Annotated in this window: 10 protein-coding genes; 4 read left to right on the plus strand and 6 right to left on the minus strand. The window is 63.1% G+C overall.

The window, feature by feature from the left end; genetic code table 11:
- The first annotated feature begins 151 nt into the window (after positions 1 to 151).
- The gene (locus BLR41_RS03050; protein WP_092626280.1) at positions 152 to 3,742 is read left to right on the plus strand and encodes a polymorphic toxin type 17 domain-containing protein; all 3,591 of its coding nucleotides are present in this window, start codon (positions 152 to 154) and stop codon (positions 3,740 to 3,742) included.
- A 115-nt stretch (positions 3,743 to 3,857) separates the two neighbouring features.
- Here the strand turns inward: BLR41_RS03050 and BLR41_RS03055 are convergent, their stop codons facing one another.
- Entirely contained in the window at positions 3,858 to 4,529 is a 672-nt protein-coding gene (locus BLR41_RS03055; protein ID WP_092626282.1) for a transposase family protein, read from the minus strand.
- 273 nt (positions 4,530 to 4,802) lie between these two features.
- Here BLR41_RS03055 and BLR41_RS22340 point away from each other — a divergent pair, with 273 nt between their 5' ends.
- On the plus strand, positions 4,803 to 6,203 hold the full coding sequence (locus tag BLR41_RS22340; RefSeq protein WP_143012981.1) for a hypothetical protein: 1,401 nt from the start codon (positions 4,803 to 4,805) through the stop codon (positions 6,201 to 6,203).
- 145 nt (positions 6,204 to 6,348) lie between these two features.
- On the opposite strand, the gene BLR41_RS03060 is transcribed toward BLR41_RS22340, so the two are convergent.
- The 5 genes from BLR41_RS03060 to rplJ all read right to left on the minus strand — a co-directional run bounded on the left by BLR41_RS03060 (position 6,349) and on the right by rplJ (position 9,825).
- The gene (locus tag BLR41_RS03060; RefSeq protein WP_245693772.1) at positions 6,349 to 6,723 is read right to left on the minus strand and encodes a hypothetical protein; all 375 of its coding nucleotides are present in this window, start codon (positions 6,721 to 6,723) and stop codon (positions 6,349 to 6,351) included.
- A gap of 146 nt (positions 6,724 to 6,869) precedes the next feature.
- Positions 6,870 to 7,640: a Mut7-C RNAse domain-containing protein gene (locus BLR41_RS03065; protein ID WP_425426876.1), complete on the minus strand. Its 771-nt coding sequence runs from the start codon at positions 7,638 to 7,640 to the stop codon at positions 6,870 to 6,872.
- A gap of 117 nt (positions 7,641 to 7,757) precedes the next feature.
- Positions 7,758 to 8,252, minus strand: coding sequence for an STAS domain-containing protein (locus BLR41_RS03070; RefSeq protein ID WP_092626288.1), 495 nt, complete (start codon positions 8,250 to 8,252; stop codon positions 7,758 to 7,760).
- A gap of 575 nt (positions 8,253 to 8,827) precedes the next feature.
- A complete protein-coding gene (gene rplL / locus BLR41_RS03075) occupies positions 8,828 to 9,214 on the minus strand; it encodes a 50S ribosomal protein L7/L12 (RefSeq protein ID WP_092626290.1) in 387 nt (128 codons plus the stop codon).
- A gap of 95 nt (positions 9,215 to 9,309) precedes the next feature.
- On the minus strand, positions 9,310 to 9,825 hold the full coding sequence (gene rplJ, locus BLR41_RS03080; RefSeq protein ID WP_092626292.1) for a 50S ribosomal protein L10: 516 nt from the start codon (positions 9,823 to 9,825) through the stop codon (positions 9,310 to 9,312).
- Positions 9,826 to 10,246: 421 nt separating this feature from the next.
- Here rplJ and BLR41_RS03085 point away from each other — a divergent pair, with 421 nt between their 5' ends.
- Together BLR41_RS03085 and BLR41_RS03090 are read left to right on the plus strand one after the other, a co-directional pair.
- Positions 10,247 to 11,161, plus strand: a complete 915-nt coding sequence (locus tag BLR41_RS03085; protein WP_245693774.1) for a hypothetical protein — start codon at positions 10,247 to 10,249, stop codon at positions 11,159 to 11,161.
- A gap of 230 nt (positions 11,162 to 11,391) precedes the next feature.
- Positions 11,392 to 13,629 carry a hypothetical protein gene (locus BLR41_RS03090; protein WP_092626294.1) on the plus strand — a complete coding sequence of 746 codons (2,238 nt, stop codon included), beginning with the start codon at positions 11,392 to 11,394 and terminating at the stop codon, positions 13,627 to 13,629.
- The last annotated feature ends 26 nt before the right edge of the window (positions 13,630 to 13,655 follow it).

Genomic DNA, 13,655 nt, shown 5'->3' on the forward strand with positions numbered 1-13,655 from the left:
CATTGACAACACCTGTCAAATAAATTCTCGGATACCGCACGCGGATAATCCTTGTGGATCACATTGATTTGAGCGAGGATCTTGCTGGCCCCAGTTCAGCACTAAGCCGAACAGGGCATGATTTCGATACTGCATTTGGAGCAATACGAGCATGCGGACCCACAAGCATCGCGAAGTGGACGGAATCGCTCCACCACGCACATCACGCGGTCGAAGACGAGCACTCACCGCTATATTCCTGGCCACGTCGGTAGTGAGCGGCATGGTTGGTTCGGCGAGCATCGCCACCGCCGAAGCGGCCGAGGTGACACCGGCCGATCGCCAGGAGGTGCTGGAACTCTGGAGAAACGGCGGTCCGGACACCAAGGACGACGCGGCAACCGCACTGGCGGGGACCGATGCGGACATCCGTGAGTTTCTCAACACCGGCAAGGACATCGCGGCCGAGAACGATCTACGTATCAGTGTCCTGCGAATGATGTCGTCCGGCGGGCGCGGCATGAAGCTGGCCGGGAACGAGGTACTCGAGGACGGCAGCGTCGCGGCACTCGAAGAGTTCGTCCAAGAGGGTTGGAAAAAGCCCTACGAGGACGATCTCCGGGTACGTGTGGTGCAGATGAAGGCTTCCGGTGGCCCCGGCGTCAAGGAAGCCGCCGAAGCCGCGCTGCAGGCGGGGACGGTCACCGCTTTGCAGGAATTCCTGCTGCAGGGCTGGGAGAAGCCTTACGAGGACGACCTGCGGGTGCGTGTGGTGCAGAAGTTGGCCACAGGCGGGACACACGTGCAAGAGGCGGCCAACGCAGCGTTGGACGACGGCTCGACAGCGGCACTGAAGCGGTTCCTGGAGCACGGCCTCGAAGTCGCCGAGGCTCGCGATCAGGAGAAGGCCACCGTCACCGAGCTCGTGGAACGGGCCGAAGCCGCCCGAAAACGGGCAGAAGAGCAAACAGCCGCGGCCAAACAGGCGACTGAACGAGCACTCGACGCGTCCAGTGAGGCCAAGAAGGCCGCACAACGGGCGAAGGCCGAGACCGAAGCCGCCAAAAACGATGCAGACCGCGCCAGTTCGGCTGCCGGAAGAGCCGCGGATGCGGCCGATCAGGCGACTTCGGCGGCTCGGACCGCGATCAACGCGGCGAACGCGGCTGACCGGGCAGCACGCACCGCTGCGACAGCGGCCGCTCGGGCGGCGAACGCCTCCAGTCTGGCCGGACAAGCGGCCTCCCGCGCGTATTCGGCGGCCTCGGCGGCTGCCACCGACGCCAGCATGGCCGAAGCGGCACGTATGTCAGCCGAACAGGCCCGAAGCGCCGCCAGCAGTGCTCAGAGCGCCGCCGCAGCGGCAAAGGCCGCGGGCAACGCGGTCCGCGACGTGGCACGTGCCGCACGCTCAGCGGCCAGTGCCGCCCAGAACGCGGCAGCCGCCGGTGCGGCCGCCGACGCAGCCGGTCGCTATGCCAACGTCTCCGAGTATCAGGCGCAACGGGCCAGAGAGGCAGGCGCACGAGCTCAACAGCAGGCAAACCGAGCCACTCAGGCAGCGAACGCTGCCACCGCGCTGGCCGACCGTGCCTCGACAGCCGCGGACGAAGCGGCAGCGGCCGCCACTTCGGCTGCGGAGCACGCTCGTGCCGCGGCAACGGCAGCGGAGGACGCGGCCGCTCACGCGGGCGAGGCGGAAAACGCCGCCCAGCAGGCCACACAACACGCCAACGCGGCCATCGACGCGGCCAACACCGCCATGGACGCGGCCAAGCAGGCCCAGAGCATCGTTCAAATCGCCCGCGACGCCGAAGTGGAACGTATTCGTGCGGACAAGCAACAGGCGATAGCCGAAGCGAAAGAAGAGGCTGATTCACACCAGGAGGAGCAGTCCCGCGTTGAGTGGGAGGAAGCCGAGCAGAACCGCGTCTCCGAGGAGACCCGGAAGCTACTCGACGCCGCGGAAGCACCCGATGCCGATCCGGCCACTGTGGTCAGCAAGGGTCGTCAAGCAGCGGTGAACCTGTTGAGCACCGGTGGTCCGTGGACCAAACAGGCCGCGCAACATGCGTTGACGGGCACCGATGCCGACGTGCGGCAATGGGTGGAAAAGGGTAGGTTGATCGCCGCCGAGCAGGATGATCGTGCTCGGGTAGCCCACATCGCAGATACCGGCGAACCGAAGGCTCTACGAGAGGCCGCGAAGACAGCACTCGACGGATCCTACGCGGACGTCAAGGCTTTCCTCCGCACGAAGGCTTATCCCGGGGAGGAGGATGACGACAGGTTGCGCGCCACGCAGATTCTCGCAAGTGCAACCGGTCCCGCCGTGAAGGAAGCCGCCAACGCTGCCCTCGACGGAACTCACGCCGATGTCAAGGAGTTCCTGAAAACCGGCCAGTACGAGGCACGCGAACACGACAATCGCATCAACGTGCTGCGCATCATGGACAGCGGTGGGCCCCGTCTGGAGGCTGCGGGTCAAGCGGCATTGCAGGGACCACCGGAATATCTGCGCAACTTCCTGGATGTCGGGCAGTACCTGGCCAAGGAACGGGACGCCAGAGCAGCGGTGCATCACGCCGAGATGCAACGGCTGGTGAAGCGAGGTATGGAGGCCGCTGCCGAGGCGCAGGGTAAGGCCTACGAGGCAGCCCAATCAGCCGCGAAGGCCCGCAATGCCGCCGAAGAAGCGGCCCAGTACGCGCAACAAGCGCAGGACTCCGCCAGCCAAGCGGCCCAGTACGCCGACCAGGCCGAGCAATCCGCACAGCAGGCGAAGAACTCCGCGGATCGAGCGGCACAATCGGCCAAGACGGCACAGGACGCGGCAGCGAACGCCCGTGAATCGGCTGAACAAGCCTCGAACTCGGCAGCAAGAGCGAATATGTCCGCTGCACGGGCTAATTCTCTTGCGAGTGAAGCTTATGTGGCGGCACAAGACGCGCGGAATTCTGCTCTCGAAGCCGGTAAGGACACCGTAGCAGCCGCTCGGGCAGCGCTCGACGCTATCAACACAGCGATCAACAAGTTGCCGGACCCAGTACCTCCCGAAGAACCGGGTGAAATCCCCGAGGCAGATGAAGGAGCTCCACCTCCACCACAGCGTGAGCTGGATATGTCGGGAGGACTGTCGGCCGCCGACAAAATCTCCTTCATTCTGGACACAACAGGATTATTCGACCCCACTCCTAGCAGCGACATTGGCTCCGGAGTCATAAGTCTCATTCAAGGAGAATGGACACAAGCTGGTTTAGCCGCAGCATCGACCATCCCTTACGTGGGGGACGCTTTCGCGAAACCGGCAAAGTACGCAAAATACTTTGATGACAACTTTCCAAGCATAGCAAAAAAAATATTATCAGATTATGAATTTGCTGAAGAGGTTCTCGCGTCAGCGAAAAAATACGCCACGTCTCCAGGAAAATTAGAAAGAAACATTACAGCAATAAACAATCTGCACAAAAAAGCAGCCAGTGTCTACGCGAAGAAACCGGACCTTCTGGAAAAAGTAAAACACGAAGAACTGCCAACTGACGGACCAATTCCATTTGTTCCTCCGAAGGACAGACCTTTCAAGAAAAAGCACGGCGGATACTACGACTACTACGGGTATCTGTGGAAAAAGGGAGAGAAACATGATGAGACCGGATGGGAATGGGATGTTCAGCTGAGAACCGGCAAAAAGGGTTACATGAGTTACTTCGCAAAGGACAAAGGCCACGCAAACATATCCAAAGAGGGGAACGTGACACATTGAATCAATAAGCTGTCAACCAACGACAAGCTAGGAAACTGACCAACAATTAGGGGTGGAAAACTCGCCCACCCCTAACTCTTGGCTGTGATACAGTCAAGGTTATGCACTGAATTGTTTACCAGGTCTCTTGGAGTCGCCGGAGTCCGGTGATGATGTGGAGTATTCGTTGAAGGTGAACGAGTGGCCGGCGGTATCGGCTGGCCAGGATGTTCCAGTTTTTCAGGTGGGCGATGGCGCGTTCGATCGGGTAGCGTAGGAAAGCTATCGTCGTGTTGGTTTTTTCTCTGTCGTGGTCTAGTTTTCCGTTTTTCGGTGTTTTGGTGGGTTGGGTGACGGCACTTCCCAGATAGCCGAGATCGCCGATGGTGTTGGCATGATTGAGTGTCTCGTGTAGTGATGAATGCCGGAACACTGTGAGGTCATGGGTGGCGCCGGGAAAGATCTCCGAACACGCGAGAAGATTCCCTCGGAGATCGGTGGTCAGCTGCAGGCGCACGCCGTAGCGCCGATGTTTCCCAGAGTAGAGCCCGTGCTGGTCACGGCGGTTCCCGGTGGGGATGAGTACACCATCCACGAGGGTGACTCGTCCGTGGAACTCCTCAAGCGGGGCGTGTACCTCGTTCAACGTGTCGGCCAGGACGGACTCGATCCGGCGCATCACGCGCGAGATCGTCGACTGGCTCGTATTCCGGAACACAGCCAGTTGTTTCTGGGTCAGATTCGTCCGGTAGGAATCCAACGTCACCACCAGAGCCATGAACACCGACAATGTTTTCTCGGGCCCCATCGAATCAACTCACTGATCCGCTCGGCCAACCAGCACAGCTGGTCCTCACTCAACCCTGTGGTATCCTCGTAACGCAACGCTCTTTCCTTGGCGTACTGCTTGTTTTTGGTCGAACAGCATGATACCGGAAAGGCCGTTGCTTTTTGTGCCTATCCCCACTAATCACCACACCTGCATAACCTTCAGTGCGAGTAAGCACCACCCCTACAACACAAATTAACCCAAAACGTTTTCCTTACGCCTGTTCCCTAAAAGAGCCACACAAGGTTAAAATTGTATTTCACTGAAAACGATACCGTAACTTGGGTAAGTTTCGACATCGACGTCGACACACTGACCGAGGCAGTTGAAAGGTCCTGCCTTGTAGCCGAGGATCTCAACTTTCCTGCACTTCGAACCGAAATTTTCAAAGAAGAGACAACAGTACTTCATTTCAGAACACACACAGCTTCACCGAAACCAATCAGCCCCGATTTCACCACCAGCGAATCTCTGCTTTTTTCGGCCTACCCCGCACTTGAAAAGTTCAAGTTCGCAGAAGATCGTTACAAGATACTCGAGGACGAAGAGGGAACTTTTGCTGATTTGGCGGCACCAATCAGGTTTTACCCGAAGCTAGGAGTGAACGTATTTTCGATATCTGGTTTTACTGCGAACTGGGCCCAAGAAGAATACGTAGAATCGAATCACCCTTTTCGTGAAAGCGACGTACACCGTTCCGAGCGCGTGCACTCCGTGTTCTGGAACGCTGCATCCAACCCGGATGACGTGGTGGTTCGCCTGCAGCTGTGGCTCGCTGCCGCAGATCTGAGCACAGCAGTCGGACTGATACGACAACCACTGCAAGAACTTGATGCGAGTGCGGTCGAACTTTTGCCCGTCAGTACTCACCCCGGTGAAGGTTACCATGCAGCATTGCTCTATACGATTTCCGGCGATGAACTGAATTCAAAAGAAAAACAGGTCTTAGCGGCAAGCCAAAAGGCAGCACACTTTTACGGATTAACCGACGATCGCGTAAGCATCGAACATTGGGGAGCAGAACCTGTAAGTGTGGCTGAATATCACCAGGAAGAGCAAGCTCCGATGAAAACTCGAAAAATTACGGAAATTTACGCCCGAATCAAGTACGACCCACTGGAAATCGTCAATAAAGATGCTTCAGAGAAGTCTCCCGATAATGCCCCAGAAGATCTGGAAGATTCACTCGAAGAAAATATCACCGACAAACAGCGAGAAGAATTTTACGAAGCAATCCAAGATATGGAAGAATTCCTGGAGCAGGTTTGGCTCGTTGTCCACGCTGATATACGATGTTTCGAACCCGGCACGGCCGAGAACAGATTCCTGGCCCTGATAAACGAAACCCAACCAAACATCTCCGACAAAGAGACCCGCCTCATCCTCGAGGAAACATTGGAAATCGACACCGAAAGATACAGGACGCAAGTGTCAATTCACACCCTCGAAAGAGACCACAATCAGGTATTGGACGGAGCAATGAACTCCCTTAGTGGCGGGATATGGCGCAGTTACACCCGCCCGTGGGGAAACGACGCAAAAGAAGAAACAATTATTTACTGGAACCCAAACGAGCCCGAAAGGGAGGACAGTATAATCGAGATCGCAGTACGAGCTACACACGGACCCCCGCGACACTTGCGGAAGGAATGATCACCGGAACAATAAATCAAAATATTACTTGATAAAATTTCGGTTGCAGTCAACCGCCCTATCTGGGGCTTATGATCCGACGAAAGCGCCGCGAAACGCAGGGCTGGCCCTCGAACCACCGTTACCGAGCCACCCCAAGAACGCCTCACAGCTCGGGCAGCGGGTCCTGCGGCACCTGGTCGGGCGAACCGAGTTCGGCGTCGGCGGCGTTGAGCACCGGCACGTACTCGTCGTCCACTTCGTAGTGCACCCCGTTGAACGTGAACCAGGCCGCCGCGTTGGTGTCCACCGGCCCCAGCCGGACACCGCGCGGGCTCTTGGCGAGCACGCCCTTCGGCTTGCTCCGGTTGAAGATGCCGGTCGAAAGCACCGTGATCGACTGCTGACTGACCACCACGACGACGCCGGGCGAGATACTGCCCAGGATCTCGGCGGGAAAGACGTAACGGATACGCTCACCGGTCTCCAGAAACCGCTGAATACGCTCCCGGAACTTCGACGAGATCGGCATACTCGGCATGTTAACCGGGTTCGTTACCCAGTGTCGACGAGCGACATGCCCTACGTGACCGATTCCGGCAGCGAGCGTCGGCACTGAGCGCCGACCGCCGCCGCACGCTCCCGGAGGCGCTCACCGGCGACGAGCCATGAGCTCGGTCCGGCCTTTCAGTACGGCTCTTCCATACGGTGATCTTCTCGCGCCGCTCGGCGCGGCGCCGACTCGACGATGGCGCGCAGCCGAGGGCTGTGCGCACCGGGCCAGTAAATCCTGCCGCAGGCCACACAGCGGGCGAACTCGTCGTAGCACCTGCGGGTGCCGGGCTCCAGCCTGGCGGCGATCTCGGCTTTCGGTACTTCCACCAACTTCCCGTTGCAGGAGACGCAGCGGGTCCAGGGGCGCGGCGTCGGTTCGAACCGGGCGAGTACCTCGGTCTGCTGCCGGGCCGGATCGGAAGCGTAGACGTAAGCACCTTCCGGCAGCGCGCGCCGGCGCAGCAGCCCCCGGTCCCTGGTCAGCAGCACCCTCCGCTGCCGCGCGGCCCGCTCCAGCAGCTCATCGTCGGTGGCGTCGTTGCGATAGGCGGTGTCGATCCCCAGCAGCCGCATCCGGCGCGCCAGCTTGCCGAGATGCACATCCAGCACGAAGCGGTCTCGGGTTCGCTCCGGGTAGCGCACGGGTGCGACGTCCACGACACCGCCGTCGGACGGCCGCTCCCCCGCCTCGGCGGGCACGCCGTCCAGCAGCAGCTCGCCGACCTCGGTCAACGGCACCCCCGTCGACTGCACCAGATGCCCCAGCGTGGCGGTGCCGTCATGCGGCACCCGAACCGGTGCGCCTCGATCACGCGGTCCGAGGAAGAGCAGCAGTTCCCGCGCGGGTCGGACGAGCACCGCGTGTCCACCCGTTCGACCGCTCCGGGGCTCCGCTGTCGACATCCCGGTCATGGCTTCCCGCTTCGATCGAGTCCGAACACGAGTCGGGGGCGGGCTCACGCCGCGACGGAGCCCGCCCCGCTACCGCACTGCCGTTCACACAGTGGGTCCACGCCGCGCTCAACGACTCATCGCGGCCTCGTGGCTGCCAGTTCTCGGTTCCGGGGGCCGCGGCGCACGCCGCGAAGCGGCGCCCGGGTCACGCTCGGCGGATTCGAACACCGGCCTGCTGCCGTAGGTGAAGCGGCCCGCCAGGCCGAGTACTTCCAGCGGCCGGTCCACCGCCCGGACACCGGTGACCAGAGACAGGCGTTTTCCGGTGATATGCGCTCGCAGATCCAGCTGCGCCAGCACCTTGATCGCCTCGACCCCGAGGAAGGTCACCCCGGTCAGGTCCAGCACCACCACCGGCGCCGAGGACTCCAACCGCCGTTGGACCAGTTCCGCGAAGCGGGGAACCGTCACCATGTCCAGTTCGCCGGACACGTTGACGACCATCACACCGCGCCGCGGTCGTTCCGTACTCATCCGGAAGGCGACGTTCTCGTTGCTCTCCTCCACGGCACGCACGTATTCCGCGACGGAGGCGGTACCCCGAACCGATGCTTCAGTCATATGATCCACCTTTTGGTCTCCAAAGGTGGCGCAGAGCCGACGTCTCGCTCTTGATCCGAAAATTGCGCCACGACGTATCGCATTCGGCGAATACGATCGTCAGAGTCCCTTTCGCATGACCCGACGTCACCGCCGACTGTAGCCAGCCCTCGCAGGGCACGCCAAGAGAAACAACTCACAGCGCAATAGGACGAAACCGTCATGTACACGCAGTGTCATACCTGGTCAGAACGTTGATCATCGTTCGGGCCGACCACGGCAAGCTCGCCCCACGGACCGAACACCGAACGTGGCCGGGCGGCATTTTTCTCTCAGGAATTATTCAGACGGGACTCAGTGAAATACTTGGATTCTTATTACTTTCCGTCCAAAGATAAATCACCCGATCGGGGACCAAAGACCCTGGTGAGAACACACTGTGCATGTGGGCGTCGGATTATCGACAAGAGTTCGTGTTCGATCCGCGCGTTCGCCCAGCGGACCCCCGCACCCCCAAGGGGTGCTCGGGCGAACGGGGACGGAACGCAACCGGGGCGGCCGCCCGAAGGCGACCGCCCCGTGAAGTACCGGCTGGATCACTTGAGGGTGATCTTGGCGCCGACCTCCTCGAGCTTGCCCTTGACCTCGTTGGCACGCTCCTTGTCGACCTTCTCGACGACCGGCTTCGGCGCGTTCTCGACCATCTCCTTGGCCTCCTTGAGGCCCAGGCCGGAGACGATCTCGCGGACCGCCTTGATGACCTTGATCTTCTCGTCACCGGCGTCGTCGAGCATGACGTCGAACTCGTCCTGCTCTTCCTCCTCCTCGGCCGGGGCGGCACCCGCGGCGGGGGCGGCGACGGCGGCCGGGGCGGCGGCCGTGACGTCGAAGGTGTCCTCGAACTGCTTGACGAACTCGGAGAGCTCCAGCAGGGTCATTTCCTTGAAGACGTCCAGCAGCTCTTCGTTGCTCATCTTGGCCATGATGATGTTCCTTTCGGATCAGCAGCGCCTGCGCGCGGCGCACGGGTGTTGTTCGCGGGAGAACCGGGCCGACCGCCGAGAACGGCGGTGACGGCTCACTCCTCCTTCTTGCCCTTCAGAGCCTCTGTCATCCGCGCGACCTGCGAAGCGGGCGCGGCGAACAGGGCCGCCGTCTCGTTGAGCTTCGCCTTCATCGCACCGGCCAGCTTGCTCAGCGTGACCTCGCGCGAATCCAGATCGGCGATGCGCTCGACCTCACCGGCCGAGATCGGGCGGCCGTCCATGTAGCCGCCCTTGATCTCCAGGGCCTTGTGGTCCTTGGCGAAGTCGCGCAGCGTCTTCGCCGCGTCCACCGGCTCACCCCTGATGAAGGTGAGCGCGGTCGGACCCTGGATGAGATCGTCGATGCCCTCGACGCCCGCCTCTTGGGTCGCGCGCCGGACCAGCGTGTTCTTCGCGACGCGGTAGGTCGCGTCCTCACCGAGGTTGCGGCGCAGCTGCTTGAGCTGGGCCGTGGTCAGTCCGCGGTACTCGGTCACGACGGTCGCGGTCGCGTTGCTGAAGTTCTCCGAGAGCTCATTGACCGCGTCAACCTTTTCGGGCCTCGCCATGTCGCCTCCTCTCTAGTGCCTCGCGACTGTGTGCCGGTCGCCAAGTGCCCTGAGACGACAAAAACGCCCCGGCGCATTCGGCACGGGGCGTGGAAGATCATCCACCGCGCGACAGTGATCTCGCGCTGCTGGGCCTCGTCCTCCTGCGCGGGTCGCCCGTCTCTACGGGACCTTCGTTCTCCATCGGGGGAACCGGGCGGTGCCGGGAACCTCACCGAGGGAAAAGACCAGCGGTCTCTGGTGGAACCTGTTCCAGCGTACGCCACGGATTCCCCGGACCGGCAGCCACCCCCGCCGCTCCGCCCCGCACCCAGGCGGCCGCTGCCAGGCGGTACAGCCGCGAGCCCCGACCGCGCCCCGGACACCGACGCCCCACACTGCACACCCCGCTCGGGCGGGAAGACTTGCGCCACCGGGCATCATGATTACCGTGGTCGATCACCGTGAACCGTCCGAGCATTCCCCGCAGCACCCGCCGGAACGAACCGACGGGACGAACGACGCGGAGCCGATCGACGCCGAGGTGGTCGACGAGCACCCGCCCGAGCGCGCTCCGGCGCGACCGAACGAGACCTTCGGGGCGACCGAGGCTTTCGGGGCACGCGGCGCGGGCGACGCGGCCCGAACCGAACGGGAGACCGGTACCGCCGAAACCACCCGCTCCGACGAGGAGGACGCCCACCGGGAGTACCAGCAGTTCCTGGAGTTCCAACGGTTCCGGGAGATGCGGCGGCAGTACGGCGACACACCGCCGGTCTCGGAACCCACGGCCGCCGGCAGCGGCAAGCGCCCCTGGTACCGCCGCGCGCTGCGACTGCTGCGGTTCAAGTTCGTGCGGCGACTGCTGTACCTGCTGGTGCTGCTGCTGGTGCTGATGTACCTGTACAACAGCATGTTCGGCGGTGGCGGCGGAGGGGGATCGAACGGCTCCGCGCCGGGGGGCGAGGAGAGCAGGTCGGCGATGCTGCAGCGCTCCCCGACCGCCGCGGTCCGAGCGGTCTACGACGAGCTCGCCAACCGACCCGACACCGTCTGCCTGCTGTTCGACGAGGACGCGCGGAGCGGCTTCGCGGCCGTGCACGACGCCGAGAACTGCGGGGCCGCGGCGCGGCGGCTCAACGAACGGGTGGCCGAGCGGCTCGAATACAAGAACCCGGACATCGACCGGAACGCGGTGCGGGAGTTCGAGTCGGAAACGGGTGGGAGCTGGGCCCGGATCTCCTCCTGCGACCTGGGCGTGAGCGGCGGCCCCCGACTCGGGATCTTCCGGCTGCGGCAGGAGTCCTCCGGGGGCTGGCTGATCGACGGCTACGAAGGCGCGAAGTGCGGGGAGTGAGAGCGCGCGAAAGGCGTCGCGGCAGCGACACGGTCGGCCTGCTCGTGGGTGGAACCGATATCTCCTTAGGATGACGGCACGTCGCGACTTCCCGGGCGACGCGAAGTGCTTCCATCAGCAACGCAGTGTTCTCAGCAGCAGCCCAGTGTTCCATCAGTAGCCCAGCGTTCCCAGCAGCAGCGCAGTCTCCGCCCCTTCAGCTGCACAGCCGCCGCAGGAGTCCCCGATCGATGAACCGAACCGAGCAAGGTGACGACCCCGAACCCGCGACCCCCGAATCCGGGGGAGCCACGGAGCGGGGCGGGAGCATCCCCGGCCACGAAAGGCGCAGGCGAGCCGGACGCTTACGCGACTGGTTCGCACGCCGTGATCCCGCCTGGATGATCGGGGCGCTGTCACTGCTGCTGTCGGCGTTGTTCGTGGTCGTCAACCTGTCCTACAACCAGTGGCACTTCATCCCGCCGCTGGACGACTCCTACATCCACCTGCAGTACGCGAAGCAGTTCGCCGAGGGCCACTTCCTGCGGTACAACACCGGGGACCCGGTCAGCACGGGGGCGAGCAGCCTGCTGTACATGCTGGTTCTCGGCGGGCTGTACACGCTCGGCTTCCAGGGGGCGGCGCTGCTGCCGGCCGCGATGGGCCTCGGCGCGCTGTGCATGGCGCTGACGGCGGTGTGCGTCTACCGGCTCGGCAGCACGCTGGTCGATCGACGGGTCGGCAGCTGGGCGGGTCTGCTCGTGGCGACGAACGGGGTGCTGCTGTGGGGCTCGGTCAGCGGGATGGAGATCGGTCTCGTGGCGCTGCTGGTCTCGGGATCGGTGCTCTCCTACACCACCGAGGCCCCGCGAAACCGGTTCGTGCGGACACCGATCATCGCCTCGCTCGCGGCACTGAGCCGACCGGAGGCGTTCCTGTTCGTGCTGGTGCTCAGCGTGGCGATGGCGTGGACGACGCTGCGCGGGCGGCGTGCTTCCGGCTCCTCCCGTGCGGGGCTGCTCGCCCGCCTCGCCCTGCTGCTGTTGCCGCTGGTGGCCTATCTCGGCCAGGTACTGCTCTACGAAATCACCACCGGCCACACTTCGGCGAACGGGATGCGGGCGAAATCGCTGCTGTACGAGCCGATCTTCTACCCGATGGGTTTCCTGGACGAGGTGCTGAAGCAGTTCCACCTGCTGCTGCGCGTGTTCACCGGGTTCAACAGCTTCGACTTCGTCTTCCCCGGTACGCTGCTGTTGGCCGTGGCGGGCACGATCGCTCTGCTGGTGCGGAGACCGCGGTGGGCCCCGTTGGCGTGGGCGCTGGCGGTCGGCTACGTGCTCGTGCTGCTGGCGATCTCGACGCTGCACGCCGCCACCATTCACCACCTGCGTTACCACCAGCCCTTCCTGCCGATCCTGCTGCTGCTGGCCGTGCTCGGGATCCACGGAACGAGCCGCCTGCTGCGTCACCGACGCAACCGGCGGATCGTGCTGCACGCCGGTCTGGTCACGGCGTTGTTGTTCACCGTGGCGGAAATGCCGTCCTGGGCCATCCGGCTGGGACAGCAATCGGCGGGTATACGCGACCAGCAGGTCTCGTTCACCGCCTTCCTGGAGCGGGAGCTGCCGCCCGGCGCCGTGCTCGCGGTCAACGACGTGGGAGCGCCCGCCTATCTCGGCAGTCACCGGATCGTCGACCTCGTCGGACTGACCACGAACCGGTTCACCCGCGCCAACAACCACGGCGCGGGAAGCATCTACGAGGTGCTGCGCGACATGCCCGCCGAACGGCGTCCCGACTACTTCGCGGTGTTCACCGAGTGGAAGGTGCACGATCTCGACCACGGTGACGTGTTCGCGGCGGAACCGCTGGCCACGTTCCACTCCAAATCGCCGACCTTCTCGTACCGCACGGTGGGGTCGGCGGGAGCGTGCCAGGCCGCGAAGCTCTGTGACGAGGTCGCCATCCACAAGGCCGACTGGAGTTCGCTGGGCTCCGGGGACCGGCCGGTGGAGAGCGACGCGCCGGGACGGATCCGCGACCACGTCAACGTGGCCGATCTGCGGAGCGAACAGCGGCACGACTACGAGGTGCTGCCCGCGCACCGGGAGTTCCAGCCCTACACCGACCTGCGCACGGTGAACTCGCCGCGTGGCGAGGTGGTCGACAGCGGCAGGCACGTGATCGGTGGTGAGGCACTCACCGCCCGGAACCTCACCCCCGGTGAACCGGTCACGGTCACCGCACGCTACGCCCGCGTCGGGGAAGCACCACCCGACCCGATGCGGACGGCGGTCTTCGCGAATGGCCAAAAGTTGCGGGACCGGACCCTGCGCTCGAGTGACAACGGTTGGCACGAGGCCACTTTCACTGTTCCGGGTGAGTTGGTCACCGACTCGACGCTGCGGGTCGAGTTCCGCCCCCGCGCCGATTACCTCGGTCCCTATCCGGACTACACGTCCTACGGTTACTGGTTCAGCCAGTGACACGACGAGCCCGATGGTTCCGGTGG

The sequence above is a fragment of the Actinopolyspora mzabensis genome (assembly GCF_900101095.1).
GTDB lineage: Bacteria > Actinomycetota > Actinomycetes > Mycobacteriales > Pseudonocardiaceae > Actinopolyspora > Actinopolyspora mzabensis.

Coding starts and splice junctions, on each gene's coding strand:
- BLR41_RS03070 (WP_092626288.1), bottom strand. CDS start 8,252: ATGACTGAAGCATCGGTTCGGGGTACCGCCTCCGTCGCGGAATACGTG.
- BLR41_RS03055 (WP_092626282.1), bottom strand. CDS start 4,529: ATGGGGCCCGAGAAAACATTGTCGGTGTTCATGGCTCTGGTGGTGACG.
- BLR41_RS03065 (WP_425426876.1), bottom strand. CDS start 7,640: ATGTCGACAGCGGAGCCCCGGAGCGGTCGAACGGGTGGACACGCGGTG.
- rplL (WP_092626290.1), bottom strand. CDS start 9,214: ATGGCCAAGATGAGCAACGAAGAGCTGCTGGACGTCTTCAAGGAAATG.
- BLR41_RS03085 (WP_245693774.1), top strand. CDS start 10,247: ATGATTACCGTGGTCGATCACCGTGAACCGTCCGAGCATTCCCCGCAG.
- rplJ (WP_092626292.1), bottom strand. CDS start 9,825: ATGGCGAGGCCCGAAAAGGTTGACGCGGTCAATGAGCTCTCGGAGAAC.
- BLR41_RS03050 (WP_092626280.1), top strand. CDS start 152: ATGCGGACCCACAAGCATCGCGAAGTGGACGGAATCGCTCCACCACGC.
- BLR41_RS03060 (WP_245693772.1), bottom strand. CDS start 6,723: ATGCCGAGTATGCCGATCTCGTCGAAGTTCCGGGAGCGTATTCAGCGG.
- BLR41_RS03090 (WP_092626294.1), top strand. CDS start 11,392: ATGAACCGAACCGAGCAAGGTGACGACCCCGAACCCGCGACCCCCGAA.